At 53.3% G+C, this 25,748-nt stretch carries 26 protein-coding genes and 1 other annotated feature; all 26 genes read right to left on the bottom strand.

From position 1 onward, the window contains the following. Positions 1 to 10: 10 nt before the first annotated feature. Positions 11 to 301: a 50S ribosomal protein L23 gene (gene rplW, locus DQX05_RS25745; RefSeq protein ID WP_006676493.1), complete on the bottom strand. Its 291-nt coding sequence runs from the start codon at positions 299 to 301 to the stop codon at positions 11 to 13. Then, positions 301 to 924 (bottom strand): 50S ribosomal protein L4, encoded by a 624-nt coding sequence (gene rplD / locus DQX05_RS25740; RefSeq protein WP_006676492.1) that lies wholly within the window; start codon positions 922 to 924, stop codon positions 301 to 303. Before rplD ends, rplW begins: the two co-directional genes overlap by 1 nt. Before the next feature lie 25 nt (positions 925 to 949). Further along, on the bottom strand, positions 950 to 1,573 hold the full coding sequence (rplC, locus tag DQX05_RS25735) for a 50S ribosomal protein L3 (protein ID WP_087444233.1): 624 nt from the start codon (positions 1,571 to 1,573) through the stop codon (positions 950 to 952). A gap of 48 nt (positions 1,574 to 1,621) precedes the next feature. Continuing rightward, positions 1,622 to 1,930 carry a 30S ribosomal protein S10 gene (gene rpsJ, locus DQX05_RS25730; protein ID WP_006676490.1) on the bottom strand — a complete coding sequence of 103 codons (309 nt, stop codon included), beginning with the start codon at positions 1,928 to 1,930 and terminating at the stop codon, positions 1,622 to 1,624. Between the two features lie 314 nt (positions 1,931 to 2,244). Further along, positions 2,245 to 2,799 (bottom strand): methyl-accepting chemotaxis protein, encoded by a 555-nt coding sequence (locus DQX05_RS25725; protein WP_259392230.1) that lies wholly within the window; start codon positions 2,797 to 2,799, stop codon positions 2,245 to 2,247. A gap of 61 nt (positions 2,800 to 2,860) precedes the next feature. Next, entirely contained in the window at positions 2,861 to 4,054 is a 1,194-nt protein-coding gene (gene tuf, locus DQX05_RS25720) for an elongation factor Tu (protein WP_119796191.1), read from the bottom strand. 96 nt (positions 4,055 to 4,150) lie between these two features. Beyond that, the gene (gene fusA / locus DQX05_RS25715; RefSeq protein WP_119796190.1) at positions 4,151 to 6,226 is read right to left on the bottom strand and encodes an elongation factor G; all 2,076 of its coding nucleotides are present in this window, start codon (positions 6,224 to 6,226) and stop codon (positions 4,151 to 4,153) included. 62 nt (positions 6,227 to 6,288) lie between these two features. Then, entirely contained in the window at positions 6,289 to 6,759 is a 471-nt protein-coding gene (gene rpsG, locus DQX05_RS25710) for a 30S ribosomal protein S7 (protein ID WP_087444229.1), read from the bottom strand. 122 nt (positions 6,760 to 6,881) lie between these two features. Then, positions 6,882 to 7,304, bottom strand: coding sequence for a 30S ribosomal protein S12 (rpsL, locus tag DQX05_RS25705; RefSeq protein WP_006676485.1), 423 nt, complete (start codon positions 7,302 to 7,304; stop codon positions 6,882 to 6,884). 136 nt (positions 7,305 to 7,440) lie between these two features. Further along, a complete protein-coding gene (locus tag DQX05_RS25700) occupies positions 7,441 to 7,701 on the bottom strand; it encodes a ribosomal L7Ae/L30e/S12e/Gadd45 family protein (RefSeq protein ID WP_119796189.1) in 261 nt (86 codons plus the stop codon). 180 nt (positions 7,702 to 7,881) lie between these two features. Next, positions 7,882 to 11,505 carry a DNA-directed RNA polymerase subunit beta' gene (rpoC, locus tag DQX05_RS25695; protein WP_119796188.1) on the bottom strand — a complete coding sequence of 1,208 codons (3,624 nt, stop codon included), beginning with the start codon at positions 11,503 to 11,505 and terminating at the stop codon, positions 7,882 to 7,884. A gap of 168 nt (positions 11,506 to 11,673) precedes the next feature. Then, positions 11,674 to 15,216 (bottom strand): DNA-directed RNA polymerase subunit beta, encoded by a 3,543-nt coding sequence (gene rpoB, locus DQX05_RS25690; RefSeq protein WP_119796187.1) that lies wholly within the window; start codon positions 15,214 to 15,216, stop codon positions 11,674 to 11,676. Between the two features lie 379 nt (positions 15,217 to 15,595). Continuing rightward, positions 15,596 to 16,201, bottom strand: coding sequence for a class I SAM-dependent methyltransferase (locus DQX05_RS25685; protein WP_119796186.1), 606 nt, complete (start codon positions 16,199 to 16,201; stop codon positions 15,596 to 15,598). Between the two features lie 196 nt (positions 16,202 to 16,397). Continuing rightward, the gene (gene rplL / locus DQX05_RS25680) at positions 16,398 to 16,763 is read right to left on the bottom strand and encodes a 50S ribosomal protein L7/L12 (RefSeq protein ID WP_119796185.1); all 366 of its coding nucleotides are present in this window, start codon (positions 16,761 to 16,763) and stop codon (positions 16,398 to 16,400) included. A gap of 69 nt (positions 16,764 to 16,832) precedes the next feature. After that, positions 16,833 to 17,336, bottom strand: coding sequence for a 50S ribosomal protein L10 (gene rplJ / locus DQX05_RS25675; RefSeq protein WP_087444223.1), 504 nt, complete (start codon positions 17,334 to 17,336; stop codon positions 16,833 to 16,835). Positions 17,337 to 17,396: 60 nt separating this feature from the next. Further along, positions 17,397 to 17,561, bottom strand: a sequence feature (ribosomal protein L10 leader region). Between the two features lie 104 nt (positions 17,562 to 17,665). After that, positions 17,666 to 18,358: a 50S ribosomal protein L1 gene (gene rplA, locus DQX05_RS25670; RefSeq protein ID WP_006676478.1), complete on the bottom strand. Its 693-nt coding sequence runs from the start codon at positions 18,356 to 18,358 to the stop codon at positions 17,666 to 17,668. 62 nt (positions 18,359 to 18,420) lie between these two features. After that, complete coding sequence (rplK, locus tag DQX05_RS25665; RefSeq protein WP_006676477.1) at positions 18,421 to 18,846, bottom strand: 50S ribosomal protein L11; 426 nt, start codon at positions 18,844 to 18,846, stop codon at positions 18,421 to 18,423. A 79-nt stretch (positions 18,847 to 18,925) separates the two neighbouring features. Beyond that, complete coding sequence (nusG, locus tag DQX05_RS25660; RefSeq protein ID WP_119796184.1) at positions 18,926 to 19,459, bottom strand: transcription termination/antitermination protein NusG; 534 nt, start codon at positions 19,457 to 19,459, stop codon at positions 18,926 to 18,928. 23 nt (positions 19,460 to 19,482) lie between these two features. Next, positions 19,483 to 19,692, bottom strand: a complete 210-nt coding sequence (secE, locus tag DQX05_RS25655) for a preprotein translocase subunit SecE (RefSeq protein ID WP_119796183.1) — start codon at positions 19,690 to 19,692, stop codon at positions 19,483 to 19,485. Between the two features lie 20 nt (positions 19,693 to 19,712). Further along, entirely contained in the window at positions 19,713 to 19,862 is a 150-nt protein-coding gene (gene rpmG / locus DQX05_RS25650) for a 50S ribosomal protein L33 (protein ID WP_119796182.1), read from the bottom strand. 673 nt (positions 19,863 to 20,535) lie between these two features. Further along, positions 20,536 to 21,195, bottom strand: coding sequence for an RNA polymerase sporulation sigma factor SigH (gene sigH, locus DQX05_RS25645; RefSeq protein ID WP_087444219.1), 660 nt, complete (start codon positions 21,193 to 21,195; stop codon positions 20,536 to 20,538). A 136-nt stretch (positions 21,196 to 21,331) separates the two neighbouring features. Then, positions 21,332 to 21,871, bottom strand: coding sequence for an NYN domain-containing protein (locus DQX05_RS25640; RefSeq protein ID WP_119796181.1), 540 nt, complete (start codon positions 21,869 to 21,871; stop codon positions 21,332 to 21,334). A 2-nt stretch (positions 21,872 to 21,873) separates the two neighbouring features. After that, positions 21,874 to 22,611 carry a 23S rRNA (guanosine(2251)-2'-O)-methyltransferase RlmB gene (gene rlmB, locus DQX05_RS25635; protein WP_119796180.1) on the bottom strand — a complete coding sequence of 246 codons (738 nt, stop codon included), beginning with the start codon at positions 22,609 to 22,611 and terminating at the stop codon, positions 21,874 to 21,876. A gap of 105 nt (positions 22,612 to 22,716) precedes the next feature. Continuing rightward, positions 22,717 to 23,235 carry a Mini-ribonuclease 3 gene (locus DQX05_RS25630; RefSeq protein ID WP_119796212.1) on the bottom strand — a complete coding sequence of 173 codons (519 nt, stop codon included), beginning with the start codon at positions 23,233 to 23,235 and terminating at the stop codon, positions 22,717 to 22,719. A gap of 71 nt (positions 23,236 to 23,306) precedes the next feature. Beyond that, on the bottom strand, positions 23,307 to 24,725 hold the full coding sequence (cysS, locus tag DQX05_RS25625; protein ID WP_119796179.1) for a cysteine--tRNA ligase: 1,419 nt from the start codon (positions 24,723 to 24,725) through the stop codon (positions 23,307 to 23,309). A 36-nt stretch (positions 24,726 to 24,761) separates the two neighbouring features. After that, positions 24,762 to 25,451: a serine O-acetyltransferase gene (gene cysE, locus DQX05_RS25620; RefSeq protein ID WP_119796178.1), complete on the bottom strand. Its 690-nt coding sequence runs from the start codon at positions 25,449 to 25,451 to the stop codon at positions 24,762 to 24,764. Positions 25,452 to 25,748: the final 297 nt, after the last annotated feature.

The following is a 25,748-nucleotide window of genomic DNA, read 5'->3' as shown; positions in this document are numbered from 1 at the left end:
GAGTGTGTCATTATACCGTTTCGAAGAACTCAAGCGGCTTGCTGTCTTTCGCCAGCGTGACGAATGCTTTCTTCCATTCGGTTGTATATCCGGAGTAGCGGCCATAGCGCTTCGGCTTGGCTGGCACGCGAAGCGTGTTCACGTTCGCTACCTTAACTTTGAAAATCGACTCAACGGCTTGCTTGATTTCCGTCTTATTCGCACGGATATCGACTTCAAATACATATTTCAGGTCGTTCATCATGTCGGCTGTGCGTTCAGTGATGATAGGACGCTTAATGATATCGCGAGGGTCTTTCATTATGCGAACACCTCCTCTACCTTCTGAACCGCATCCTTCGTAATGATGAGCTTCTCATGGCGAAGCACGTCATATACGTTCACACCGTCTGCTGCAACTAGCTTCACAGAAGGAATGTTGCGAGCGGAGAGTGCCACATTGTCATTGTACTCAGGCACAACGACCAACGCTTTGCGGTCCACTTTCAGATTGTTCAAGATTGCAGCGAATTCCTTCGTCTTCGGCGCATTCATCGTCAATTGATCCAAGACGATGATTTGCTCTGCCAGAACTTTGGAAGACAGTGCGGATTTGATTGCCAGACGGCGAACTTTCTTAGGAAGCTTATACGCATAGCTGCGTGGTGTCGGACCGAATACCGTACCGCCGCCTTTCCATTGTGGCGAACGAATGGATCCTTGACGCGCGCGTCCAGTTCCTTTTTGTTTCCAAGGCTTGCGGCCACCACCGCTAACTTCAGAACGGGTTTTTACTTTGTGCGTACCTTGACGCATCGATGCAAGCTGCATAACAACCGCATCATGAAGCACGTGCTTGTTCGGTTCAATGCCGAATACCGTGTCAGCCAATTCGATCTCGCCGACTTGCGCACCGCTGATGTTGTATACTGCTACTTTTGGCATTCTGAGCTCCTCCTTTCCTTACGGATTACTTTTTGATAGCTTGCTTAACGTTAACGAAGCTGTTTCTCGGACCCGGAATGGAACCTTTGACGAGGATGACATTGCGTTCTGCATCCACTTTAACAACTTCGAGGTTTTGAATCGTTACGGTTTCGCTTCCCATGTGGCCTGGCAGGCGTTTGCCTTTAGGCACGCGGTTCGCTTGGATGGAACCCATGGAACCAGGACCGCGGTGATAACGGGAGCCGTGAGACATTGGTCCGCGGCTTTGTCCCCAGCGCTTGATTACGCCTGCGAATCCTTTACCTTTGGAGATACCTGTAACGTCAACGAATTCACCTTCTGCAAAGATGTCGGCCTTCAACTCCTGGCCAACTTCGAATTGAGAAAGATCCACACCACGAAGTTCTTTTACGTAGCGCTTAGGCGTTGTGTTAGCTTTCTTCGCGTGGCCGACTTCCGGCTTCGTCGATCTTTTTTCTTTTTTATCAGCATAGCCGATTTGGATAGCTTCATAACCGTCGTTCTCGACGTCTTTCTTTTGAAGAACGACGCAAGGACCTGCTTCGATAACAGTTACCGGCACTACGTTACCTTCTGGGGTAAACACTTGAGTCATGCCGAGCTTTTTACCTAAGATACCTTTCATGTTGACACCTCTTTTCGTTCCTTAATCCGAATCAATGTAATGCAAAGCTTACAGCTTAATTTCGATATCTACACCGGACGGCAAGTCCAGACGCATCAGCGCATCCACCGTTTGCGGCGTTGGATTCACGATGTCGATCAGACGCTTATGCGTGCGCATTTCGAACTGCTCGCGGGAATCCTTGTACTTGTGCACCGCACGAAGAATCGTGATAACTTGCTTCTCCGTTGGCAACGGGATTGGCCCGGATACTCCTGCACCGGAACGTTTTGCCGTCTCAACGATTTTCTCAGCGGATTGATCAAGAATTCTGTGATCGTATGCTTTCAAGCGGATACGAATTTTTTGCTTTGCCATTTTAGTCCCTCCTTTTATCGCCCAATTTTGCATCGGACATACTCCGTGAAAATTTTCCGACCGCACCGCCATGGCAAAGGGGCCGGGTGTGTCGGTAACCTCTCACTTCATCGCAACGTCGACGAACAACATTCACTATTATAAATAAATGTCCCGGCTTTTGCAAGCTTTTTTCATAACTGTTTTCGTAACCGTCCTTGCCATGCCAGAACAGCGTCCTCATCGGGTATTTTCAGACCCCCGTTACGCCAATTAGCTCGTTCAATATATGGATTCTCTCTATATAATAGGAGGACCTATGAAGGTAGATTCAATTACACACGAAGCGCGGTCTCATTCAGCCTCTCCGCCGAAGCAGCCACTTCGTTCGTAGCTTGTCCGATGCTCTCCGTCATCTCAAGCAGCGATTGCATTTCCGCCATGAAGCGCTCCAGCTCCTGCACGCTCTGAACGACCTTCCCCACAATGTCGACGAAGGCCTCCTTCGTTCCATCTGCCTGCTCATGCACGGCCGCGACGCTATCCTTCACCAGCCGGATACGGTGAACGACCGCGTTCGCCGCCAGCGTGGAGTTGCCGATAAGCTCCTTGATGTCAGCCACCGTATCCTTCGTATGAGCAGCCAACTTGCTTACTTCCTTCGCTACGATCGCAAATCCGGCGCCCTGCTCTCCCGCCCTTGCGGCCTCAATGGAGGCATTCAGCGCCAGCAGCCCCGTCTGGTCGGCGATCTCCTTCACGGCGCCTACAATCGAGCGGATGCGGAGCGATGTATTCTTCAATTCCGTGATCTGAGACTGCATCTCCTGCGCATTGAGATCGATATCACGAATCCCGTCCGAATTGTGGGAAAAGTCGGCCGATCGCATGAAAAAGCCCTTCATTCCGAAGAATGAAGGGCCAGGACCGCCGGCTCACGCCGGCAGTTCATTATTTAATGATGGATGCAACCGCACCAGCACCTACTGTACGGCCACCTTCGCGGATAGCGAAGCGAGTACCTTCTTCGATCGCGATTGGAGCGATCAGATTAACAGTAACGGTGATGTTGTCGCCAGGCATAACCATTTCAGTGCCTTCTGGCAGGTCAATGATACCTGTTACGTCCGTTGTACGGAAGTAGAATTGTGGACGGTAGCCAGTGAAGAAAGGCTTATGACGGCCACCTTCTTCTTTGGTCAATACGTACACTTGAGCAGTGAACTCTGTGTGCGGCTTAACGGAGCCTGGCTTAGCCAAGACTTGACCGCGCTCGATTTGATTACGGTCTACACCACGGAGCAATGCGCCGATGTTGTCACCCGCTTGAGCGGAATCCAGAAGCTTACGGAACATTTCAACGCCCGTAACAACGGATTTTTTCGTTTCTTCTTGGATACCAACGATTTCGATCTCGTCGCCGACTTTAACCGTACCACGCTCAACACGGCCAGTAGCAACCGTACCGCGGCCTGTGATGGAGAATACGTCCTCGACAGGCATCAGGAAAGGCTTCTCTGTGTCGCGCTCTGGAGTTGGGATATAAGTGTCGATTTGTTCGAACAGCTCGACGATTTTTTCAGCCCAAGGGCCGTCTGGGTTTTGCAGTGCTTCACGTGCAGAACCGCGAATAATTGGAGTGTCGTCGCCTGGGAATTCATATTCGCTCAGAAGGTCGCGAATTTCCATTTCTACCAGTTCGAGCAACTCTTCGTCTTCAACCATGTCGCATTTGTTCATGAATACGACAATGTAAGGTACGCCTACTTGGCGGGAGAGCAAGATGTGCTCACGAGTTTGCGGCATTGGGCCGTCAGCTGCGGATACGACGAGAATCGCGCCGTCCATTTGTGCAGCACCCGTGATCATGTTCTTAACGTAGTCGGCGTGACCTGGGCAGTCTACGTGTGCGTAGTGACGATTAGCGGACTCATACTCAACGTGGGACGTCGAGATCGTGATACCGCGCTCGCGCTCTTCTGGAGCTTTGTCGATATTCTCGAAGGCGATTGCCTCGCCACCGCCATACTTTTTCGTCAATACTGACGTAATTGCAGCTGTCAAAGTTGTTTTACCATGGTCAACGTGACCGATCGTACCGATGTTAACGTGCGGTTTCGTACGTTCAAACTTAGCCTTTGCCATTGGAAACAGTTCCTCCTTAATAAGTGGAATAAGTATGTTGTGGCGGGCACATGACGTGTCATGTGCGCCAGCCGTTGCAAACATCAGGTCGGCGAATTATACGCCTTTGCTCTTCGAAATGATCTCTTCCGAGATATTCCGTGGAACTTCTTCATAGTGAGAGAGTTCCATCGAGAATACGCCACGGCCTTGTGTACCGGAACGGAGCGTTGTGGAATATCCGAACATCTCTGCGAGAGGTACCTTGGCACGGATAATCTGTGCGCCTGCACGGGAATCCATACCTTCGATACGACCGCGGCGGGAGTTCAGCATGCCCATTACGTCGCCCATGTACTCTTCAGGCACGGTAACTTCGACCTTCATGATTGGCTCGAGAAGAACTGGATTACATTTGTCCTTCGCGGCTTTAAGCGCCATAGAACCGGCAATCTTAAACGCCATCTCACTGGAGTCAACATCGTGATACGAACCGTCGACGATCGTTGCTTTGATGTCTACGAGCGGATAACCGGCCAAGACACCATTCTGCATCGATTCTTCGATTCCCGCTTGTACCGGCGCGATGTATTCGCGTGGCACAACCCCACCGACGATCTTGTTCTCGAATGCAAATCCTGCGCCTGGTTCTTGTGGTGCGAACTCGATCCATACGTGACCGTATTGACCGCGACCACCGGACTGACGCACGAACTTACCTTCAACTCGTGCAGGTGTACGGAATGTTTCACGATAAGCAACTTGCGGATTACCGATATTCGTTTCCACTTTGAACTCGCGGCGCATACGGTCGATGATGACGTCAAGGTGAAGCTCACCCATACCGCCCAGGATCGTTTGACCTGTCTCTTCGTCCGTGTGAGCGCGGAGCGTTGGATCCTCTTCCGTCAGCTTCGCCAAGGCGACGCCAAGTTTGTCTTGGTCTGCTTTGGTCTTCGGCTCAACGGCGATATGGATAACCGGCTCAGGGAAGTTCATGGATTCCAGAATAATCGGGTGTTTCTCGTCGCACAGCGTGTCGCCTGTGCCCGTATCTTTCAAGCCAACGGCAGCCGCGATGTCGCCGGAGTAGACGATATCGATCTCTTCACGGCTGTTCGCGTGCATTTGAAGAATACGGCCGATGCGCTCGCGCTTGCCCTTCGTCGCATTCAATACGTAAGAACCGGAGTTCAATACGCCAGAGTATACGCGGAAGAATGTCAGCTTACCAACGTAAGGGTCTGTCATAATCTTGAACGCAAGTGCCGAGAACGGCTCTTCGTCCGAAGAATGACGAACCGATTCCGTTCCGTCTTCGAGATGGCCTTGAATATCAGGCACATCCAATGGAGACGGCAGGTAATCGACGACAGCGTCGATCATCATCTGAACGCCTTTGTTGCGGTAGGAAGATCCGCAGACAACCGGGAAGATTTGAACATTGCATACCCCTTTGCGGAGAGCGGCTTTCAGTTCAGGAACTGTAATCTCTTCGCCTTCGAGGTATTTCATCATCAAGTCTTCGTCGAGCTCTGCAATCTTCTCAACCATTTCCAGACGGAGTTCTTCAGCTTTGTCTTTCAACTCGGCCGGAATTTCCGTCTCTTCCATTTCTTTTCCGAGATCGTCTTTGAAGATGTAGGCTTTTTCCTCCATCAGGTCGACGATACCTACAAATTCATTCTCTGCGCCGATAGGCAATTGAATCGCTACAGCATTCGCTTGCAGGCGGTCTTTCATGGACTGAATGACGTTGAGGAAATCAGCGCCGATAATGTCCATTTTGTTGACGTAAGCCATACGAGGCACACCGTAACGGTCAGCTTGACGCCATACCGTCTCGGATTGTGGCTCTACACCTTCTTTTGCAGAGAAAACGCCTACGGCTCCATCCAATACGCGAAGGGAACGCTCAACCTCTACCGTAAAGTCAACGTGGCCCGGAGTATCGATAATGTTGACGCGGTGACCTTTCCATTGTGCGGTCGTTGCCGCCGATGTAATCGTGATACCGCGCTCTTGTTCTTGCTCCATCCAGTCCATTGTTGCGGCACCTTCATGAACTTCACCGATCTTATGGGTACGACCGGTGTAGAACAAAATACGCTCCGTTGTCGTTGTTTTACCGGCATCGATGTGAGCCATAATCCCGATATTACGCGTATTTGCCAAGGAGAACTGTCTTGCCATGGAGTGATCTCCCTTCAAATTGGATTAGGTAACTCAATAATCGAGACCCGCTTAGCTGAATCCTACCAGCGGTAGTGAGCGTACGCTTTGTTCGCTTCAGCCATTTTATGCGTATCTTCGCGCTTCTTAACAGCAGCGCCTGTATTGTTGGAAGCATCGATAATCTCTGCTGCCAGACGTTCTTGCATGGTCTTCTCACCGCGGTTGCGAGAGTAGTTGACCAACCAGCGCAATCCCAACGAAGTGCGGCGCTCTGGCTTCACTTCGATAGGCACTTGATAGTTCGAACCGCCGACACGGCGAGCCTTAACTTCAAGGACCGGCATGATATTCTTCAATGCTGCTTCAAACACTTCCATAGGATCTTTCCCCGTGCGTTCTTGAATGAGCGTGAAAGAATCATATAGAATAGTTTGAGCAACACCACGTTTACCGTCGATCATGATGCGGTTAATCAGGCGAGTAACCAACTTGCTGTTATACACCGGATCCGGCAGCACGTCGCGCTTAGGAACTGGACCTTTGCGTGGCATGTGAATCCCCCTTTCCAAATAACTTCACAAGCAGAAGCGAGTCCGTCTTCCTCTCCCGAGGAATGCGTCTCTCTCTGTAACGGAATATGATAGGTGCACTATCCTATTCCAGGTGATCGCGATTAGGATTTCTTCGCTTTCGGACGCTTCGTACCGTACTTGGAACGAGCTTGCATGCGGTTGTTCACCCCAGCAGTATCCAATGCACCGCGAACGATGTGGTAACGAACCCCCGGAAGGTCCTTAACCCGGCCCCCGCGCACGAGAACAACGCTGTGCTCCTGCAGGTTGTGGCCGATACCTCCGATGTAAGCAGTAACCTCAACACGGTTCGTCAAGCGAACACGGGCATACTTACGAAGTGCAGAGTTCGGTTTTTTCGGTGTCATCGTACCCACACGAGTGCAGACACCGCGTTTTTGAGGCGCGCTCAAATCCGTTTCTTCGCGCTTCAGCGCGTTGTATCCTCTTTGCAAAGCTGGGGACTTGGATTTAGTTACTTTGTCTTTGCGGCCTTTACGTACCAATTGGTTAATTGTTGGCATGTTGGCACCCCCTTCCTATAAGTTTCAACACCTTTTACAATTCATTCATTTAAGCCCACAGATCCAGGTGGTTCATAAATGAACAAATGAAATGTTTTTGCCATAGGACTTCCCCCGACAAAAACAATAGGTTTGCTTATGAATCTGTGTTGACGACAGCCACTGCAGCTGCGCCGACCTCGATGCCGCACGCCTTGCCAAGCTCGCGCATCGTCTCGACATATGTCAGCTTGATGCCCTGCTTCTCGCACAGTGCGATAATCTTCGAAGTCACTCGCGCATCGGCGTCTTCCGCCACATATACCTCGGCGGCTAAGCCTTGCTCAACCACCTTCAGTGTCTGCTTGGTCCCAATCTTAATCTTCTTCTCATCCTGTAACCCTTTATCATAAGACATGAATCATGTTCCTCCAAAAGTACAGGTCATTGCCTTGGGCACACTACGATATAGTAGCACTTTCGATTTCATGTGTCAAGATATTATTTTTAGCTAAAAGAGAGCTTCCAAACGGCACCGTGAAGCATGCCGCCAGGCCGTTCCTTAAGCGGGCGGCAGGCGGCATGTTGCACGATTCTATTATTCGGCGACGCCGACACCGGCGGTGTCAGGCGCTTCTTCCGTCTCTTCTTCCATCAACGGGTTGATCAGCTTCACGCTGCGGTAGCGGTTCATGCCGGTACCAGCCGGGATCAGCTTCCCGATGATGACATTCTCCTTCAGGCCGAGCAGCTGGTCGACCTTGCCCTTGATGGCGGCGTCGGTCAGGACACGTGTCGTCTCCTGGAACGATGCAGCCGACAGGAAGGAATCGGTCTCCAACGACGCCTTCGTAATACCGAGCAGGACCGGCTTGGCGACAGCCGGTTCTTTGCCGGACAGGATCGCTTCCTTGTTCGCTGCTTCGTATTCATGAAGGTCGACATACGAGCCTGGAAGAAGCGTCGTGTCTCCCGCGTCGACGATGCGGATCTTCCGCAGCATCTGCTTAATCATAACCTCAACGTGCTTGTCGTTGATTTCTACCCCTTGGTTCCGGTATACGCGCTGAACTTCCTGAAGGATGTAGTTCTGCACGCCACGGATACCTTTGATGCGCAGCATCTCTTTCGGGTCGATGGAGCCGTCCGTAATCTCGTCCCCGGCTTCGATAGCCATGCCTTCGGTGACACGGATACGGGAGCCGTAAGTAACGGGGTATACTTTGGTCTCCGCTTCGCCTTGAACCTCTACCTCGCGGCGGTCCTTCGCTTCGCGGATCTCTTTGACGACACCGTCGATCTCGGAAATGATCGCTTGCCCCTTCGGATTGCGCGCCTCGAACAACTCCTGGATACGCGGCAAACCTTGGGTAATATCGTCCCCGGCGACGCCCCCGGTATGGAACGTACGCATCGTGAGCTGGGTTCCCGGCTCACCGATCGATTGCGCGGCGATGATGCCGACCGCTTCCCCGATCTCCACGTGCTTGCCTGTCGCCAGGTTGCGGCCGTAGCAGATTTTGCAGACGCCGTGACGAGCGCGGCAGCTGAGAACGGAGCGAATCATAAGCTTCTTCACACCCGCATTGACAATCGCTTCTGCCTTGTCGGTATCGATGAGCTCGTTCCGGTTGACCAGCACTTCGCCCGTCTCCGGATGACGCACCGTCTCGAACGAATAACGTCCCTCGATCCGGTCGTACAAGCCTTCGATAACTTCCTTGCCATCGGAGATGTTACTGACGAGGAAGCCTTTGTCCGTGCCGCAATCGTCCTCGCGCACGATGACATCCTGCGCGACGTCGACCAGACGGCGGGTCAAGTAACCCGAGTCCGCCGTACGAAGCGCGGTGTCGGCGAGACCTTTCCGCGCACCGTGCGTCGAGATGAAGTACTCCAAGACGGTCAGGCCTTCGCGGAAGTTCGATTTGATTGGCAATTCAATAATCCGTCCGGACGGGTTCGCCATGAGACCGCGCATCCCGCCGAGCTGGGTAATCTGCGATTTGTTACCCCGCGCCTTGGAATCGACCATGAGCATGATGGAGTTGTAGCGGTCCATCGATTTCATGAGGATCTCCGTGATGCGGTCCTTCGTATCCGACCAGATCTCGATGACACGGTCATACCGCTCGTCGTTCGTAATCAGACCGCGACGGTATTGATTCGTAATCACCTTGACCTTCTCTTCGGACTCCTTGAGGATCTCCACCTTCTCCTGCGGCACGATAACGTCCGCGACCGCGATAGTAATCCCTGCACGGGTGGAGTACGTGAATCCAATCTGCTTGATGCGGTCCAGGATGACCGAAGTAAGCGTCGTATGGAATATATCGAAGCAGCGGGCAATAATTTGACCGAGATAGTCTTTGCCTACCGCGCCCGATTGCGGAATGCTCTGGAGTATCTCCTGAATATTCGCGCCTTTTTCATGAATAAAGTAGAGATCCGGCGTTCCCTCGAACAAGTTCCGCTTAGTAGGCTCGTTGATATAAGGGAATTCCGCCGGGAATATTTCATTGAAAATGATACGTCCCACCGTCGTCACGAGCAGCGCTTCCTGCTGCTTATCCGTAAACGAGGTCTTCTTCAGCGCCTTGGCCGGAATGACAACACGCGCATGCAAGGAGGCCGTTCCGCGCTGGTAGGCGGATACCGCTTCATTGACAGAGGCGAAGATCATGCCGGAGCCTTTGGCTTCCTTGTTGTCCATCGTCAGGTAGAACGATCCGAGAACCATATCCTGAGATGGCGTAACGACCGGCTTGCCGTCTTTCGGGTTCAAGATGTTGCCGGACGCCAGCATGAGCAGGCGGGCTTCCGCTTGCGCTTCCGCAGACAACGGCACGTGAACCGCCATCTGGTCGCCGTCGAAGTCGGCGTTGTACGCCGTACAGACGAGCGGGTGAAGACGGATCGCGCGGCCTTCGACAAGGATTGGCTCGAACGCCTGGATGCCGAGACGGTGAAGCGTCGGAGCGCGGTTCAACAGAACCGGATGCTCGCGGATCACTTCTTCAAGGACGTCCCATACTTCCGGACTGACGCGCTCGACTTTGCGCTTCGCGCTCTTGATGTTATGCGCCAAGCCCTTGTTCACGAGCTCTTTCATGACGAAAGGCTTGAACAGCTCCAGGGCCATTTCCTTCGGGAGACCGCATTGATACATCTTCAAATACGGGCCGACGACGATAACGGAACGTCCGGAATAGTCAACGCGCTTCCCGAGCAAGTTCTGACGGAAGCGGCCTTGCTTCCCTTTGAGCATATGGCTAAGCGACTTGAGCGGACGGTTCCCCGGTCCGGTAACCGGACGGCCGCGGCGCCCGTTGTCGATCAGAGCATCGACGGCTTCCTGCAGCATCCGCTTCTCGTTCTGCACGATGATGTCCGGTGCGCCCAGATCGAGCAGCCGCTTGAGGCGGTTGTTCCGGTTGATAACGCGGCGGTACAGATCGTTCAGGTCGGAGGTCGCGAAGCGTCCGCCGTCCAATTGGACCATCGGACGAAGCTCCGGCGGAATAACCGGAAGCACGTCGAGGATCATCCACTCAGGCGCATTGCCCGAATTGCGGAATGCTTCGATAACTTCCAGACGCTTAATCGCGCGGTTGCGGCGTTGGCCTTGAGCCGTGCGCAGTTCTTCCTTCAGCATCGTCAGCTCTTTTTCCACATCCAGATCCTGGAGCAGCTTCTTGACAGCTTCCGCGCCCATGCCGGCCTGGAATGCATGGCCGTACTTCTCGCGGTAGCTGCGGTATTCCTTCTCCGACAACAGCTGCTTCTTCTCCAGCGGCGTATCGCCCGGATCCGTCACAACATAGGAGGCGAAGTAAATAATCTCTTCCAGCGAACGGGGCGACATGTCGAGAGCCAAGCCCATGCGGCTTGGAATGCCCTTGAAATACCAGATATGCGAGACGGGAGCAGCCAATTCGATATGGCCCATCCGTTCGCGGCGCACCTTCTGGCGCGTAACTTCAACGCCGCATCGATCACAGACGACGCCTTTGTAGCGCACCCGCTTATATTTACCGCAGTGACATTCCCAGTCTTTCGTCGGTCCGAAGATCTTTTCGCAGAACAGGCCTTCTTTTTCAGGCTTGAGCGTGCGGTAGTTGATCGTCTCCGGCTTCTTGACTTCGCCACGGGACCAAGAACGAATCTTGTCGGGAGAGGCGAGCCCAATCTTCATATATTCAAAATTGTTGACGTCCATCAAGGAGCGACCCTCCTTAATTTGTACTAGAGTTCGCCGCTGTTGCACTTCTCACAGGAGCGGCAGACTGTGTTGCAATCTATAGGGGCTGACGGTGGCCAGCAGCCGCTGTATTCAGCACGGCTTCCGGCCACCGTCGATACCAACGTGTCCTGATGCAGTTGCGGCGGCTTATTCCGCCACGTATTCGTCATCCATGCCAAGATTCAGCTTGTCTTGCGGAATATCATCGTCATCGTCGAATTCGCGCATTTCGATTTCTTCCTCGTTCTCCGTCAAAATCTTGACATCCATACCTAAGCTTTGCAACTCTTTGATCAAGACCTTGAAGGACTCTGGAACACCTGGCTCCGGCACGTTCTCGCCCTTGACAATCGATTCATACGTCTTCACCCGGCCGACAACGTCGTCGGATTTGACGGTAAGAATCTCTTGCAGCGTATAGGCGGCGCCGTAAGCTTCAAGCGCCCACACCTCCATCTCCCCGAAGCGCTGGCCGCCGAACTGGGCTTTACCGCCGAGCGGCTGCTGCGTAACGAGCGAGTATGGACCTGTGGAACGGGCATGAATCTTGTCGTCAACCATGTGCGCGAGCTTAATCATGTACATGACGCCGACCGTAACTTCACGCTCGAACGGCTCGCCTGTGCGGCCATCGTACAGGATGGTTTTACCGTTGCGCTGCATGCCGGCTTCTTCCATTGTGTCGAATACGTCGTATTCGGTTGCGCCGTCGAAGACCGGCGTAGCCGTATGAATGCCGAGGTAACGGGCAGCCATGCCCAAGTGAACCTCGAGCACCTGGCCGATGTTCATCCGGGAAGGAACGCCCAGCGGGTTCAATACGACTTGAACCGGCGTGCCATCCGGCAGGAACGGCATATCCTCTTCCGGCAGAATGCGGGCGATGACCCCTTTGTTACCGTGGCGTCCCGCCATTTTATCGCCTTCGGATATTTTCCGTTTTTGGGCAATATAAGCACGTACCAGTTGGTTGACGCCTGGAGGCAGCTCATCGCCGTTCTCCCGCGTGAACACCTTAACGTCGACGACAATCCCGTCGGTTCCGTGCGGAACGCGCAGGGACGTGTCGCGCACCTCGCGCGCCTTTTCGCCGAAGATCGCGTGCAGGAGACGCTCCTCCGCCGTAAGCTCGGTAACCCCTTTTGGCGTTACTTTGCCGACGAGGATGTCGCCAGCCTTGATCTCAGCGCCGACACGGATAATGCCGCGCTCGTCAAGATTCTTCAGCGCTTCTTCCCCGACGTTCGGGATATCGCGTGTAATCTCTTCCGGCCCCAGCTTCGTGTCGCGGGCTTCCGACTCGTACTCCTCGATATGGATAGAGGTGTAGACGTCTTCTTTGACCAATTTCTCAGACAGCAGAATCGCATCCTCGTAGTTGTACCCTTCCCAAGTCATGAAGGCAACGACGACGTTGCGGCCCAGCGCCAGTTCGCCCACTTCCGTGGACGGACCGTCCGCCAAAATATCGCCCTTCTTGACGATATCGCCTTTCTTCGCCAGCGGGCGCTGGTTAATGCAGGTTCCTTGGTTGGAACGCATGAACTTCTGCAATTTATATTTGACGAGGTCACCCTTGACCTCTTTACCGTCAATCATTTCAATGCGGCGGACTTGAACCTCGTTCGCCGTAACGCGCTCCACGATCCCGTCCACTTTGGACACGATGCAGACGCCAGAGTCCTTCGCGGACTTGTGCTCCATTCCGGTTCCGACGAACGGCGATTCCGGCACCAGCAGAGGCACCGCTTGCCGCTGCATGTTGGAACCCATGAGCGCACGGTTGGAGTCGTCGTTCTCCAGGAACGGAATGAGCGCGGTCGCAACCGACACGACCTGCTTCGGCGAGACGTCCATATAATCAACGCGCTCGCTCGGCATCGTCAAAATATTGTCGGACTGCTTGTTGTAGCGGACGATAACCATATCATCCTGGAACGAGCCGTCTTCATTCAACAGCGCGTTCGCCTGAGCGATGACGTAGTTGTCTTCCTCATCCGCCGTCATATAATCAATCTGTTCCGTGACCTTGCCGTTCTTCGGATTCACCCAACGATACGGAGCTTCGATGAAGCCGTACTCGTTGACGCGAGCGAAGGTGGACAAGGAGTTGATCAGACCGATGTTCGGACCTTCCGGCGTCTCGATCGGACACATCCGCCCATAGTGCGAGTGGTGAACGTCACGGACTTCGAAGCCGGCGCGTTCCCGCGTCAGACCACCAGGTCCGAGCGCAGACAGACGGCGCTTGTGCGTCAATTCCGCCAGCGGGTTCGTCTGGTCCATGAACTGGGACAGCTGTGAGCTGCCGAAGAACTCCTTGATCGAGGCGATGACCGGACGGATGTTAATCAGCGCTTGCGGCGTAATGACGCTCGCATCCTGAATGGACATCCGTTCACGCACGACGCGTTCCATCCGGGACAGACCGATGCGGAACTGGTTCTGCAGCAATTCGCCAACCGAACGAAGACGACGGTTGCCCAGATGGTCGATATCATCCGTGCTGCCGATGCCATGCAGCAGGTTGATGAAATAGTTGATCGACGAGATGATATCGGCTGGCGTAATGTTCTTCACCGATTTGTCAATGTGGCCGTTGGAAATGACCTTGATGACCTTGCCTTCCTCCAGCGGCGAGAATACGTCGACGACCTGCATCGGAATATCATCCGACTCCATTACTCCGCCTGCGACGTGATACGTCTTGAATCCGACGCCGCTCTCCAGGCGTGGCATGATCTCATCCAGCAGACGGCGATCGATCATCTGTCCTGCTTCGGCTACGATCTCGCCCGTCTCCACATCGACAAGAGTCTCGGCGAGGCGCTGGTTGAAGAGACGGTTCTTGATATGAAGCTTTTTATTAATCTTGTAACGGCCCACGTTGGCCAAATCATAACGTTTAGGATCGAAGAAACGTGCGATGAGCAAGCTTCTCGCATTATCCAATGTCGGCGGTTCACCCGGACGCAGGCGCTCATAGATTTCAATCAGCGCTTTTTCCGTAGAATCGGTATTGTCTTTATCCAGGGTGTTCCGGATGTATTCGTCCTGGCCTAGCAGCTCCAGAATCTGCTCGTCCGTACCGAAGCCCAAGGCGCGAAGAAGGACGGTGACCGGAATCTTCCGCGTACGGTCAATCCGGACATAAATGATATCCTTGGCGTCCGTCTCTAGCTCAAGCCATGCTCCACGGTTCGGGATGACGGTTGCCGTATATGTCTTCTTCCCGTTCTTGTCGACTTTCGTACTGAAATAGACACTTGGGGAGCGAACCAACTGGCTGACAATAACACGTTCCGCACCATTGATGATGAACGTGCCTGTCTCCGTCATGAGCGGGAAATCACCCATAAACACTTCTTGCTCTTTGACTTCTCCGGTCTCTTTATTGAGGAGACGCACTTTGACCCGGAGCGGTGCTGCATACGTTACATCGCGTTCCTTCGATTCATCGACCGAATACTTAGGCTCGCCCAAGCTGTAATCGATAAACTCCAGAACCAAGTTACCCGTGAAATCCTGAATCGGCGAAATGTCTTGGAACATCTCACGCAATCCTTCGTCCAAAAACCATTCGTACGATTTCTGTTGGATTTCAATCAAGTTCGGGACTTCGAGTACCTCTTTGATGCGCGCGTAGCTGCGCCGAGTGCGTCGACCATACTGAACAAGATGTCCTGCCAACTTTAACTCACCCCTCATGTCTACTCACAAAAATTGGATTGCGAATCCTTTTCGGTATCCTTTATAATAAAGTCCACGAAAGAGACTCTGAAAACGAGAAAATGGGTTGAACAAACAAAAAGAAAAACGTCCGTTCACGATAAAACGCCTTTTCCGATGGACGCCGTTTCTCCGTGCCGTCGTTTCCTGTTGTAGAACATCCTTCATATCCGATAGACTTGCCCAAAATGTAAACATTATACTTCATTTCACGAAAATGTATTCGTCTTTTCAAAAAAAAGCTTGACATTTTGGTCATGTAAAGACATGAAGGCCATCCTAATACTGACATTTTATAATAATACCACAACGGGCATGCCGAGTCAACTTCGATTTTAAACTATTCTTTGACAGCCCGATAGATGCGGTACCCCTTCTCTTTGGTTACCAACTCCACTTGCTCCTCGCCGAACAGCTCCCGAAGCTTGGCTTCCGCAGAAGGTGCCCCCTGCTTCTTCTGAATGACGATCCACAACGCTCCTCTATCATTCAAATGAGCATATGATTGTTCAAAAATCCGATGTACGACTTCTTTGCCGGCTCGTATCGGCGGGTTCGTCAAAATGACGTCGAAGGTTGACGAGTCGATGTCGTCCAATCCGTCGCTTTTCCGCACGGTCACATTGGATATTCCGTTGCGCTTCGCATTTTCCTGGGCCAGTTCCAGCGCCCGCTCATTCACATCCACCATCGTCACATGCCCACGCGGAGCGAGTCTGGCCGCCGTCAGGCCGATAGGACCGTAGCCGCAGCCGACGTCAAGCACCTGCGCGCTATCCGGAATGTCCATGTTCTCAATCAGCACACGGCTTCCGAAGTCAACACCGCCCTTCGAGAACACACCGGCATCCGACACGAACTGCAGCGCATGCCCGCGCAGTTCCGCCTTCCAGTATTGCCGATCATGGGGCGTATCCTGCCGGTGACTGTAATAATGTCCCGTCAACTTCTACCCTCCTTCCTCTACGTTCAAAGTGCTGCTGTTCATTGGCTAAGATGCGCTAGCCTCTGTGATGCTCCAACCCTGTTCTTTGTCCTGCGCCCGAATGATGCGTCAAGGACAAGCGCGTTATGACGTCGTATCCTAGACAACGAACCCCTTGAATGTTCTTCAAGGGGTTCCGCACTTCAGCAAGCAAATACTATTTCAGTTCTACAGTTGCGCCAGCTTCTTCGAGCTTCGCTTTTACTGCTTCTGCTTCGTCCTTGCTTACTTTTTCTTTCAATGGTTTTGGTGCGTTGTCTACGAGATCTTTCGCTTCTTTCAGGCCGAGACCTGTGATTTCGCGAACGACTTTGATGACGTTGATTTTGCCAGCGCCTGGGCTCGTCAGAATTACGTCGAATTCTGTTTGCTCAGCTGCACCAGCATCGCCAGCGCCGCCAGCCATAACTGCTACAGGAGCTGCAGCTGTTACGCCGAATTCTTCTTCGATTGCTTTAACCAGGTCGTTCAGTTCCAATACGGACATGCCTTTGATGGCTTCCAAGATTTGCTCTTTGCTCATGGTTAAACCTCCATATTCATAGTAAGTTATAGTAGAAAATGTTCACGTTCCCGCATGGGTACGAGTCTCTTACGCTTCTGCTTCTTGCTTCTCTGCGACCGCCTTGACGGCGAGTGCGAAGTTGCGCACAGGCGCTTGGAGCACGCTGAGCAACATGGACAGCAAGCCTTCGCGGGAAGGCAGCTCGGCCAGTGCTTTGATTTGAGCTACATCGACAACGCGGCCTTCGACCACGCCACCTTTGATCTCAAGAGCGTCATTTTTCTTCGCAAAATCGTTCAAAATCTTCGCAGGAGCTACTGCGTCTTCCGGGCTGAAAGCGATAGCCGTCGGTCCGGACAACACTTGATCCAGCTCGGACAATTCTGCTTCCGCTGTCGCACGGCGAACCAACGTGTTCTTCAACACTTGGAACTCAATGCCTGCTTCGCGCAGTTGCTTACGAAGTTCAGTCACTTGAGACACGTTCAAACCGCGATAGTCGGCAACAACCGTCGTTACGCTGCCACGCAATTTCTCTGCGATTACTTGTACTTCTTGCTGTTTCGCTTCGATAACTTTTGCGTTTGCCACTCGATCCACCTCCTACAAGTTCTTATCTAACCGCATCCTGGACTATTATGTTCTTCCTACACGAGCATAAGAAAAGCCTCTGCAGTAATCTACAGAGGCATCACGAATGCAGCGGCGCCTGATCACGCATGTTCCCATGCGCCACCGCATCTTCTATTCCGAACACCTCGGTAGGAGATTAAGCCTTACGGCACCTACTGTCTATGGTACGATTATTCATTTTCAATACACACGCGAATCTCACAACCTCATTAGGATACCATAGCCGGCCAACTTGTGTCAACCTTAACTATACTATAGCAAACGAAGAATGCGAGATGCTGCCGAACTTAGCGATAGTTCGCCGTGTTCACGCGTGCGGCAGGTCCCATCGTGGAAGATACCGCGATGTTCTTCATGTATACACCTTTAGCCGCTGCCGGCTTCGCACGGTTCAATGCGTCGATGAGTGCTTTCAGGTTTTCATTCAACTGTTCAGCACTGAAGGACGCTTTCCCGATAGGCGCATGAATTTGTCCTGCTCTGTCCAGACGGTATTCGATTTTACCCGCTTTGATCTCTTGGATCGCTTTGGCAACGTCGAATGTAACCGTGCCGGCTTTCGGGTTAGGCATCAGGCCTTTACCACCGAGGATACGGCCCAATTTACCTACTTCGCTCATCATGTCCGGTGTTGCCACGCAGACATCGAAGTCGAACCAGCCTTGCTGGATTTTGTTGATCATGTCCTGATCGCCTACAAAATCAGCACCAGCTGCTTCTGCTTCTTTCGCTTTTTCGCCTTTTGCAAAGACGAGAACGCGCTTCGTCTTACCTGTTCCGTGAGGAAGGACGACTACCCCACGCACGTTTTGGTCCTGTTTGCGCGGGTCAACGCCCAAGCGCACAGCAACTTCGATCGTTTCGTCAAATTTAGCCGTAGCCGACTTTTTCACCAATTCAATGGCTTCCGCCGGCTCGTAAGTTGCATCTCTATCGATCAACTTCGCGGCTTCTTCATACTTCTTGCCACGTTTTGCCATGATTTTGTTCCTCCTTTGTGGTAATAGCGGTTGAACCTCCCACATCTGTCACGCAGACCCGATTAGTCTTCGATGACGATACCCATGCTGCGGGCTGTGCCTTCAACCATGCGCATAGCCGATTCTACGGATGCCGCATTCAGGTCTGGCATTTTTTGCTCAGCGATCTGGCGAACGGTGTCGCGCTTCACTGTAGCCACTTTCTTTTTGTTCGGCTCGCCGGAACCTTTCTCGATCTTGGAAGCCACTTTCAGCAATACTGCCGCTGGAGGCGTCTTCGTGATGAACGTAAAGGAGCGATCCTCGAATACTGTGATTTCAACAGGAATGATAAGGCCTGCTTGATCTGCAGTCTTCGCGTTGAATTCCTTACAGAACGCCATAATGTTCACGCCTGCTTGACCCAGTGCTGGACCAACCGGCGGCGCAGGATTCGCTTTCCCTGCAGGAATCTGCAATTTTACCACTTTGATGACTTTTTTTGCCATTGTCGTACACCTCCTTGCGCTAATATGTGAGTCCGGAGCAAACTCCCCTCACATCAGAAGAAAACCTGTCAAAGATGTATTAAATCTTCTCCACCTGATGGTAATCCAGTTCAAGCGGGGTTTCCCTTCCAAACATGTTAACATGGACCTTCAACTTCGCTTTATCGAGAAGGATCTCTTCGACCGTGCCGACAAAGTTAGCGAAAGGCCCTACCTTAATGCGTACCGATTCCTTCAATTCGAAATCGACCTTCGGCTTCGGCTCTTCCATTCCCATCTGCCGCAAAATCTGTTCAACCTCTTCCGGCATCAGAGGAATCGGCTTGGAGCCGGATCCTGTGGAACCGACAAATCCAGTGACGCCCGGCGTATTGCGAACAACATACCAGGATTCATCCGTCTGGACCATCTCAACCATAACATAGCCAGGGTAAACTTTGCGCATGACGGTTTTTTTCTTGCCGTCTTTGTTCACCAATTCTTCTTCCATCGGAACAAGAACCCGGAATATCTTGTCTTCCATTCCCATGGATTCGACGCGCTTTTCCAGATTGGCCTTCACTTTGTTCTCATACCCGGAATAGGTATGAACAACGTACCATCTCTTTTCCATAACCAAGCCACCTTGGGACTTTATTAAATAATCGCTTCGACGATCGCAGAAATACCGATGTCAAGGACCCAGAAATAAAGCGTCATAAAGAAAACCGTTCCCAATACGACCAGCGTATAGCTTGTCAGCTCTTTACGATTGGGCCAGCGAACTTTTTTTAATTCACCCCAGCTGTCGGCAAAGAAGGAAAACATTGAACTGAAACGTTGTTTCAGTTTTCCGAAGAAAGCCACGGACTACACCTCCATCAGACTTATCTTGTTTCGCGATGAGAAGTATGCTCGTTGCAGAACTTGCAGAATTTCTTCAACTCAATGCGGTCTGGGTGATTGCGCTTGTTCTTTGTCGTCGCGTAGTTGCGTTGTTTGCAGCTCGTGCAAGCCATCGTAATAATTACCCGCATGTAGTACACCTCCTGAAGACACCTTATTGTGATAAGAAGCGTCGAAATTATAGTCTAACGAATACGGATACGCCCTCCTGCCCGATGACAGGGAGCTTCCGTTCCCGCAAGCTGAATAAGCCAAGCTTACTCAGTAATACGTACGCATATTTAGGCCTACCTAAAACACTTTATCACAAGGGTCAATTGAAGTCAATGAAAAGATAGCGCTGCTGTGGGGTTTGCAGGGCTTCCTTGCTATGCCGTAGAACAGCTGCTTGCCGGTAAATCCGCTCTCTCGAAATCGACTATTATTCATTATTGTGGAATTTCTGCAAATCTAAACCTGTGACGATGAGGCAATCGACAGACATGCGATAGGGGCGTTCAGCAGAAGGGGCAGATTGGGCAAAAAAGAAAGCGTCCGTCCTTCTCCTCTTCGAGGTTGTTCAAAAAGTCCGCTTAGGATCACGAAGTACTCAGGCAGGTAACTTGATGTCAAATCTCGCACTCACTCTCGAAGAGTGTATGCTTTCGAAGTATGTTTCCTGCTTAATTCCCTGCGGGAATATTAATAACTGCTCATGCAGCCTCACCTGCATCCCGCTGTTCTGTCTTCGAGTTCAAGCAACCTTCACGGCGCTGAAAACCAGCCTTTTTGAACACTGTCTTAGGCATTCCACGGACACTTCTTCTACTCTTCTCCGTCGCCGTCCCGCAGTTCCAGATAGCGCTCCAGCTTGCGCTTGACGCGCTGGAGGGCGTTGTCTATCGACTTGACATGGCGATCCAGATCAACAGCAATCTCCTGGTAGGATCGTCCATCCAAATACAACATTAGCACTCTGCGCTCAAGATCGCTCAAAATCTCGGCCATCTTGTCTTCCAGTCCGACGAATTCTTCCTGATTGATAATCAGTTCTTCGGGATCCGACACACGGGAGCCTCCAATAATATCAAGAAGCGTCCGGTCCGAATCCTCATCATAGATCGGCTTGTCCAAGGATACATAGGAGTTCAATGGAATGTGCTTCTGGCGCGTTGCCGTCTTGATTGCGGTAATGATCTGCCTCGTGATGCACAGTTCGGCAAAGGCCTTGAATGAAGCCAACTTATCGCCCTTGAAATCCCGGATTGACTTATATAATCCGATCATACCTTCTTGTACGATATCTTCGCGATCGGCTCCTATCAAAAAATAAGAGCGTGCCTTCGCACGTACGAAATTACGGTACTTGTTAATTAAATATTCTAGCGCTTCGCTGTCTCCCTCACGAACTGCGTCGACGAGATGTTCATCCGACAACCGTTCGTACGGACAGGGGGTGCTCAATGCTCTGAGGTCAACACTCACTAGCAATCCCTCCGGCCTGCAACGCAATTCACCGTTACATCACAAATGATAGATTCAGTATATATGAATCTATCTCACACCGTCAACCAAGGAAAGCCTTATCCGGCGCGGAATTCCAGCTATTCGACAAAATATCCTAATCTTCTTCCCCCCGGCGCATCCGTTCGAGCTTCAGCAATTGGTCCAGGCTGAGCTTCCCTTCCAGCGGATTGCGCTTCACCGGCTGCGAGGCATGCTCGCGAATCCGGCTCTCCACCTCCCGCCTCGATTGCTCCACGATGAGCCGAAGCTCGCGGGCCGACAGGCGCAGCGCGCCGAGGCCGAGAACGACGCGCTGCTCGGTCATATCCGAGGTCGCCACATAGATCTGGCGCCGGCGATGGGAGAGCTCCTTGACGAGACGCTCGATGCATTCGTCCGCCGTTTCCTTCTCCTTCGTGAAGTAGACTTCGAGCTTGCCCTGCGTGTAGGTGGCTCCCAGACCAGGGACGCGGTAGGCGTCAAACACAGCGATGACCCGCCGGCCGGAATACGCCTGGTACTCCCCCAGGTTGTCCAGCAGGCGCTCACGCGCATCCTCGAGCCTCCGGTCGGCCAACTGCTTCAGTTCATGCCATGCGCCGATCATATTGTAGCCATCCACCAGCAGCACGTCGCGCCAATCTTGCTGCCGCATTCTCAGCCGCGGCGCCGGCGCACGACCTCATACATAAATATCCCGGCGGCGACCGACGCATTTAACGAATTGATCTGTCCGGCCATCGGAAGCTTCAGCAACGCATCGCAGGTCTGCTTGACGAGGCGGCCCATGCCCTTGCTCTCGTTCCCGATAACCAGCGCAAGCGGCATCGTGAACAGATCGGTCTCATACAGGTCCTGGGTCGCGGACACATCCGTTCCGACGAGCCAGATGCCCCGCTCCTTCAGTTGCTCCATCGTCTGTGCCAGATTCGTTACCCGTGCAACCGGCACATACTCTACGGCGCCGGCGGATGTCTTGGATACGGTGGCGGTCAAGCCAACGGAACGGCGCTTCGGAATGATGACGCCGTGCACTCCCGTACAGTCTGCGGTCCGCAGAATCGATCCGAGATTATGCGGGTCCTCGATCTCGTCGAGGATCAGGAGGAACGGCGTCTCCCCCTTCGCTTCCGCCCGGGCGAGAATATCGTCCACCTCCACATAGCCATAAGCAGCCGCCTGGGCGACGACCCCTTGATGCTGCACCCCTTCCGCCATCTGATCCAGCTTGCGCTTGTCCGCGGTCTGAACGATAACGCCCGCCTTCTTCGCCTCGGCGATAATCGGCTGCGTCAGATGCTTCTGCGCATTGTCCGCAATCCATATTTTATGAATGGTACGGCCGGAGCGGAGCGCCTCGGTGACCGAGTGCTTCCCGGCAATGTATTCTTCCATATCTATGCTGCCTCCCTATTGTTGCTTCCTCTTGCCGTTCAATCTGCTTCTCCGCTTGGCCCCGATTGTCCGGGCTTAGGCGTATGATGCCTGTGTCCGGATCCGTCACGACCGCTTCTCCGGCCGCTCAGCCGGTGCCAGTGCTTCCGGCTTCCCCGGCTGATCCGTCTGTGCCGGCGCTTGCTCCTCTTCCGGCACCTGCACGACAATCTCGGCCAACTCCCGAATGCGGTCGCCCCGGCCGCTCAAGTACAAGTAGCCGAACAGCGCCTCCAGCGCCGTCGCCTGGCGGTACTCATTCACATTGGCGCTCTTCGGCACCGCAGACTTGGCATTGCGCCCCTGGCGGACGATGTCCGCCTCCTCCTGCGTCAGCTGCAGCACCAGGCGCCCAAGCGCCCGCGCCTGCGACTTGGCCGACACATAACGTGTCGCCTGCCGGTGCAGCACATGCGGCCGATGGTTCGGCAGCGAGATGAGATACTGCCGAATCGCCATCTCATAGACCGCATCGCCCATATACGCCAAAGCGATCGGCGGCAGCAGCTTCGGCTCCTTCGCCGGCGGGTAAGGGAACAGCCACGTCCCCCCCGTCTCTGCGCCGTCCGGGCGCTCTATCTCCATTCCCTGTTCCTCATTATCATTTATCACGTCTGTTGCTCCGTTCTTCGCATCCGGCTGCACCCGCGGCTCCCTCATTTGCGGCGCCAACGGATGCCTTGCGGCGTATCTTCCAGGATAATCCCCTGAGCGGTCAGCATATCGCGAATCTCATCCGCGCGCGCCCAGTTCTTCGCCTTGCGCGCGTCCGTGCGCTCTTGAATCAGGCGGTCGATCTCCTCGTCAAGCAGATCCTCTTCCTCCTGCTCCGGGACGAGCCCGAGCACGTTGTTCATCGCCTCGACCGCATCGAGCAGCGCTTGCAGATTCGCCGTCTGCAGCTCGTCCTGGGTTCCCTGCTGCATCGTGCTGTTCGCCAGGGTAACCCAATCGAACACGGCCGTAATCGCATCAGCCGTATTGAAATCGTCCTGCATCTTCGCGTCGAACGTATCGAGGATGTCGGCCAGCTTCTGCTGCAAAGCTTCGTCCGGCTCCCGCTCCGCCGCGTCTTCCGCCGACTTGAGCAGATGGTGAAGATTCTGCACCGCATTGACGATGCGGCCTACACTCTTCTCGGCCTGCATCATCGCTTCCTCGCTGAAATTCAGCGGATTGCGGTAATGAGTGGCGAGGATGAAGTAGCGAATCGCCTCCATCTTGTAGCGCGCGCGGAGTTCCTTGACGATCACGCCATTGCCGAGCGATTTCGACATTTTTTCGTTGTTGATATGAATGTACCCGTTATGCATCCAAATATTCGCGAGCGGCTTGCCGGTCAGCGATTCGGATTGCGCCACTTCGCATTCATGATGCGGGAACTGCAGATCCTGGCCCCCGCCGTGAATGTCCAGCGTATCTCCCAAAAATTTGCGCGCCATGGCAGAGCATTCGATATGCCAGCCCGGACGGCCCTCGCCCCACGGGCTCGCCCACGAGATCTCCCCCGGCTTCGCCGCCTTCCAGAGCACGAAGTCTTCCGGATTCTCCTTCCGCTCGTCGACCTCGACCCGGATGCCGTGCTGCAGCTCCTCCAGGTTCTGATGGGATAGCTTGCCGTATTCAGCGAAGCGGTTCGTGCGGAAATAGACATCCTTGCCGGATTCATACGCATAGCCTTCCTCCACCAGATTGGCGATGAAGGCGATAATTTCCTCGATATGATCAAGCACGCGCGGGTTGTGCGTCGCCCGGCGGACACCGATGCCGTCGATATCCTCGTAGAACGCCTGGATGAACTTTTCCGCGATGACAGGCACGGGCTCGCCCATCTCAATCGACTTGCGGATGAGGCGATCATCGACATCGGTGAAGTTCACGACATAGTTCACCTCATAACCGATCTGTTCCAAATAGCGCCGCATCACATCGAATACGATTTGGGGCCTGGCATTTCCGATATGAATATAATCGTACACGGTCGGACCGCACACATACATGTTCACCTTATCCGGATGGAGCGGCACGAATGTTTCTTTGCGGCGCGTCATCGTGTTGTAAATCTGAAGCGTCATGTTGAATTAACCTCCCTGTTCATATACCCCTACGGGCTATTGACGTTTCGCAAGCTCCGCGGAGCCCTCGCGAAGGGCTGCCGTCTCCTGCTTGTGTTGCTCGAGCTCGGTGCGCAGGGCATCGATCTCCCGCTGCATCCCGCGCAGCATGTCGATGACCGGATCCGGCAGCTGGGCATGGTTGAGCCGGTCGACACGGACGCCGTCCTGCTTCACGATCCGTCCCGGGATGCCGACGACCGTACAGTTGGCCGGCACCTCCCGCAGGACGACGGAGTTGGCACCGATGTTCGAATTATCGCCCACCTTGAACGAACCAAGCACCTTGGCCCCGGAGGCAATGACGACGTTGTTCCCGATCGTCGGGTGGCGTTTGCCCTTCTCTTTTCCGGTTCCGCCGAGCGTGACCCCTTGATAGATGACGACATCGTTCCCGATCTCGCAGGTCTCACCAATAACGACGCCCATGCCGTGGTCGATGAACAGCCGTTCCCCGATTCGGGCGCCGGGATGAATCTCGATGCCCGTTATGAAGCGGCTCACCTGGGAGATGATGCGGGCGAGCGTGAACCAACGGTGTTTGTAGAACCAATGCGCCACCAGATGCGCCCAGATTGCGTGCAGGCCGGAGTACGTAAAGATGACTTCAAATCGGCTGCGTGCCGCCGGGTCGTTCTCGAATACGGCCCGGATGTCGGATTGCATTCTTCGGTAGATGCGTCGCATGACCCGTCCCCCTTTTCTCAGTCGGCTTGATTCGCTCATAAATGCGGTGGCCGGAGAACACGGTTTTCAAGATTCCCGCATCCGTGTACTTCAAACGCGGACTTCAAACGTGTTCTCCAATCGTGTAGTTCACTCGTGCAGGTCAATCATGTACTCCATCGTGTAACGTATAGTTCAATCATGTACTTCAATCGCGTCTTTAATCGTGTACGGCAAACATGCACTTCAAGCGCATCTTCAATCGTCTACTACAAACATGTACTTCAAGCGCGTCTTCAATCGTCTACTACAAACATG

The organism is Paenibacillus thiaminolyticus (assembly GCF_003591545.1).
GTDB lineage: Bacteria > Bacillota > Bacilli > Paenibacillales > Paenibacillaceae > Paenibacillus_B > Paenibacillus_B thiaminolyticus_A.
Note: the sequence above shows the minus strand (reverse complement) of the source record. Positions and strands in the feature narration are given on the sequence as shown.

Excerpts from the sequence above, each read along its gene's own strand:
- rplW (WP_006676493.1), bottom strand. The coding sequence starts at position 301 with ATGAAAGACCCTCGCGATATCATTAAGCGTCCTATCATCACTGAACGC.
- rplD (WP_006676492.1), bottom strand. The coding sequence starts at position 924 with ATGCCAAAAGTAGCAGTATACAACATCAGCGGTGCGCAAGTCGGCGAG.
- rplC (WP_087444233.1), bottom strand. The coding sequence starts at position 1,573 with ATGAAAGGTATCTTAGGTAAAAAGCTCGGCATGACTCAAGTGTTTACC.
- rpsJ (WP_006676490.1), bottom strand. The coding sequence starts at position 1,930 with ATGGCAAAGCAAAAAATTCGTATCCGCTTGAAAGCATACGATCACAGA.
- DQX05_RS25725 (WP_259392230.1), bottom strand. The coding sequence starts at position 2,799 with ATGCGATCGGCCGACTTTTCCCACAATTCGGACGGGATTCGTGATATC.
- tuf (WP_119796191.1), bottom strand. The coding sequence starts at position 4,054 with ATGGCAAAGGCTAAGTTTGAACGTACGAAACCGCACGTTAACATCGGT.
- fusA (WP_119796190.1), bottom strand. The coding sequence starts at position 6,226 with ATGGCAAGACAGTTCTCCTTGGCAAATACGCGTAATATCGGGATTATG.
- rpsG (WP_087444229.1), bottom strand. The coding sequence starts at position 6,759 with ATGCCACGCAAAGGTCCAGTTCCTAAGCGCGACGTGCTGCCGGATCCG.
- rpsL (WP_006676485.1), bottom strand. The coding sequence starts at position 7,304 with ATGCCAACAATTAACCAATTGGTACGTAAAGGCCGCAAAGACAAAGTA.
- DQX05_RS25700 (WP_119796189.1), bottom strand. The coding sequence starts at position 7,701 with ATGTCTTATGATAAAGGGTTACAGGATGAGAAGAAGATTAAGATTGGG.
- rplL (WP_119796185.1), bottom strand. The coding sequence starts at position 16,763 with ATGAGCAAAGAGCAAATCTTGGAAGCCATCAAAGGCATGTCCGTATTG.
- rplA (WP_006676478.1), bottom strand. The coding sequence starts at position 18,358 with ATGGCAAAACGTGGCAAGAAGTATGAAGAAGCCGCGAAGTTGATCGAT.
- rplK (WP_006676477.1), bottom strand. The coding sequence starts at position 18,846 with ATGGCAAAAAAAGTCATCAAAGTGGTAAAATTGCAGATTCCTGCAGGG.
- nusG (WP_119796184.1), bottom strand. The coding sequence starts at position 19,459 with ATGGAAAAGAGATGGTACGTTGTTCATACCTATTCCGGGTATGAGAAC.
- rpmG (WP_119796182.1), bottom strand. The coding sequence starts at position 19,862 with ATGCGGGTAATTATTACGATGGCTTGCACGAGCTGCAAACAACGCAAC.
- DQX05_RS25640 (WP_119796181.1), bottom strand. The coding sequence starts at position 21,871 with ATGCGGCAGCAAGATTGGCGCGACGTGCTGCTGGTGGATGGCTACAAT.
- rlmB (WP_119796180.1), bottom strand. The coding sequence starts at position 22,611 with ATGGAAGAATACATTGCCGGGAAGCACTCGGTCACCGAGGCGCTCCGC.
- DQX05_RS25630 (WP_119796212.1), bottom strand. The coding sequence starts at position 23,235 with ATGGAGATAGAGCGCCCGGACGGCGCAGAGACGGGGGGGACGTGGCTG.
- cysS (WP_119796179.1), bottom strand. The coding sequence starts at position 24,725 with ATGACGCTTCAGATTTACAACACGATGACGCGCCGCAAAGAAACATTC.
- cysE (WP_119796178.1), bottom strand. The coding sequence starts at position 25,451 with ATGCGACGCATCTACCGAAGAATGCAATCCGACATCCGGGCCGTATTC.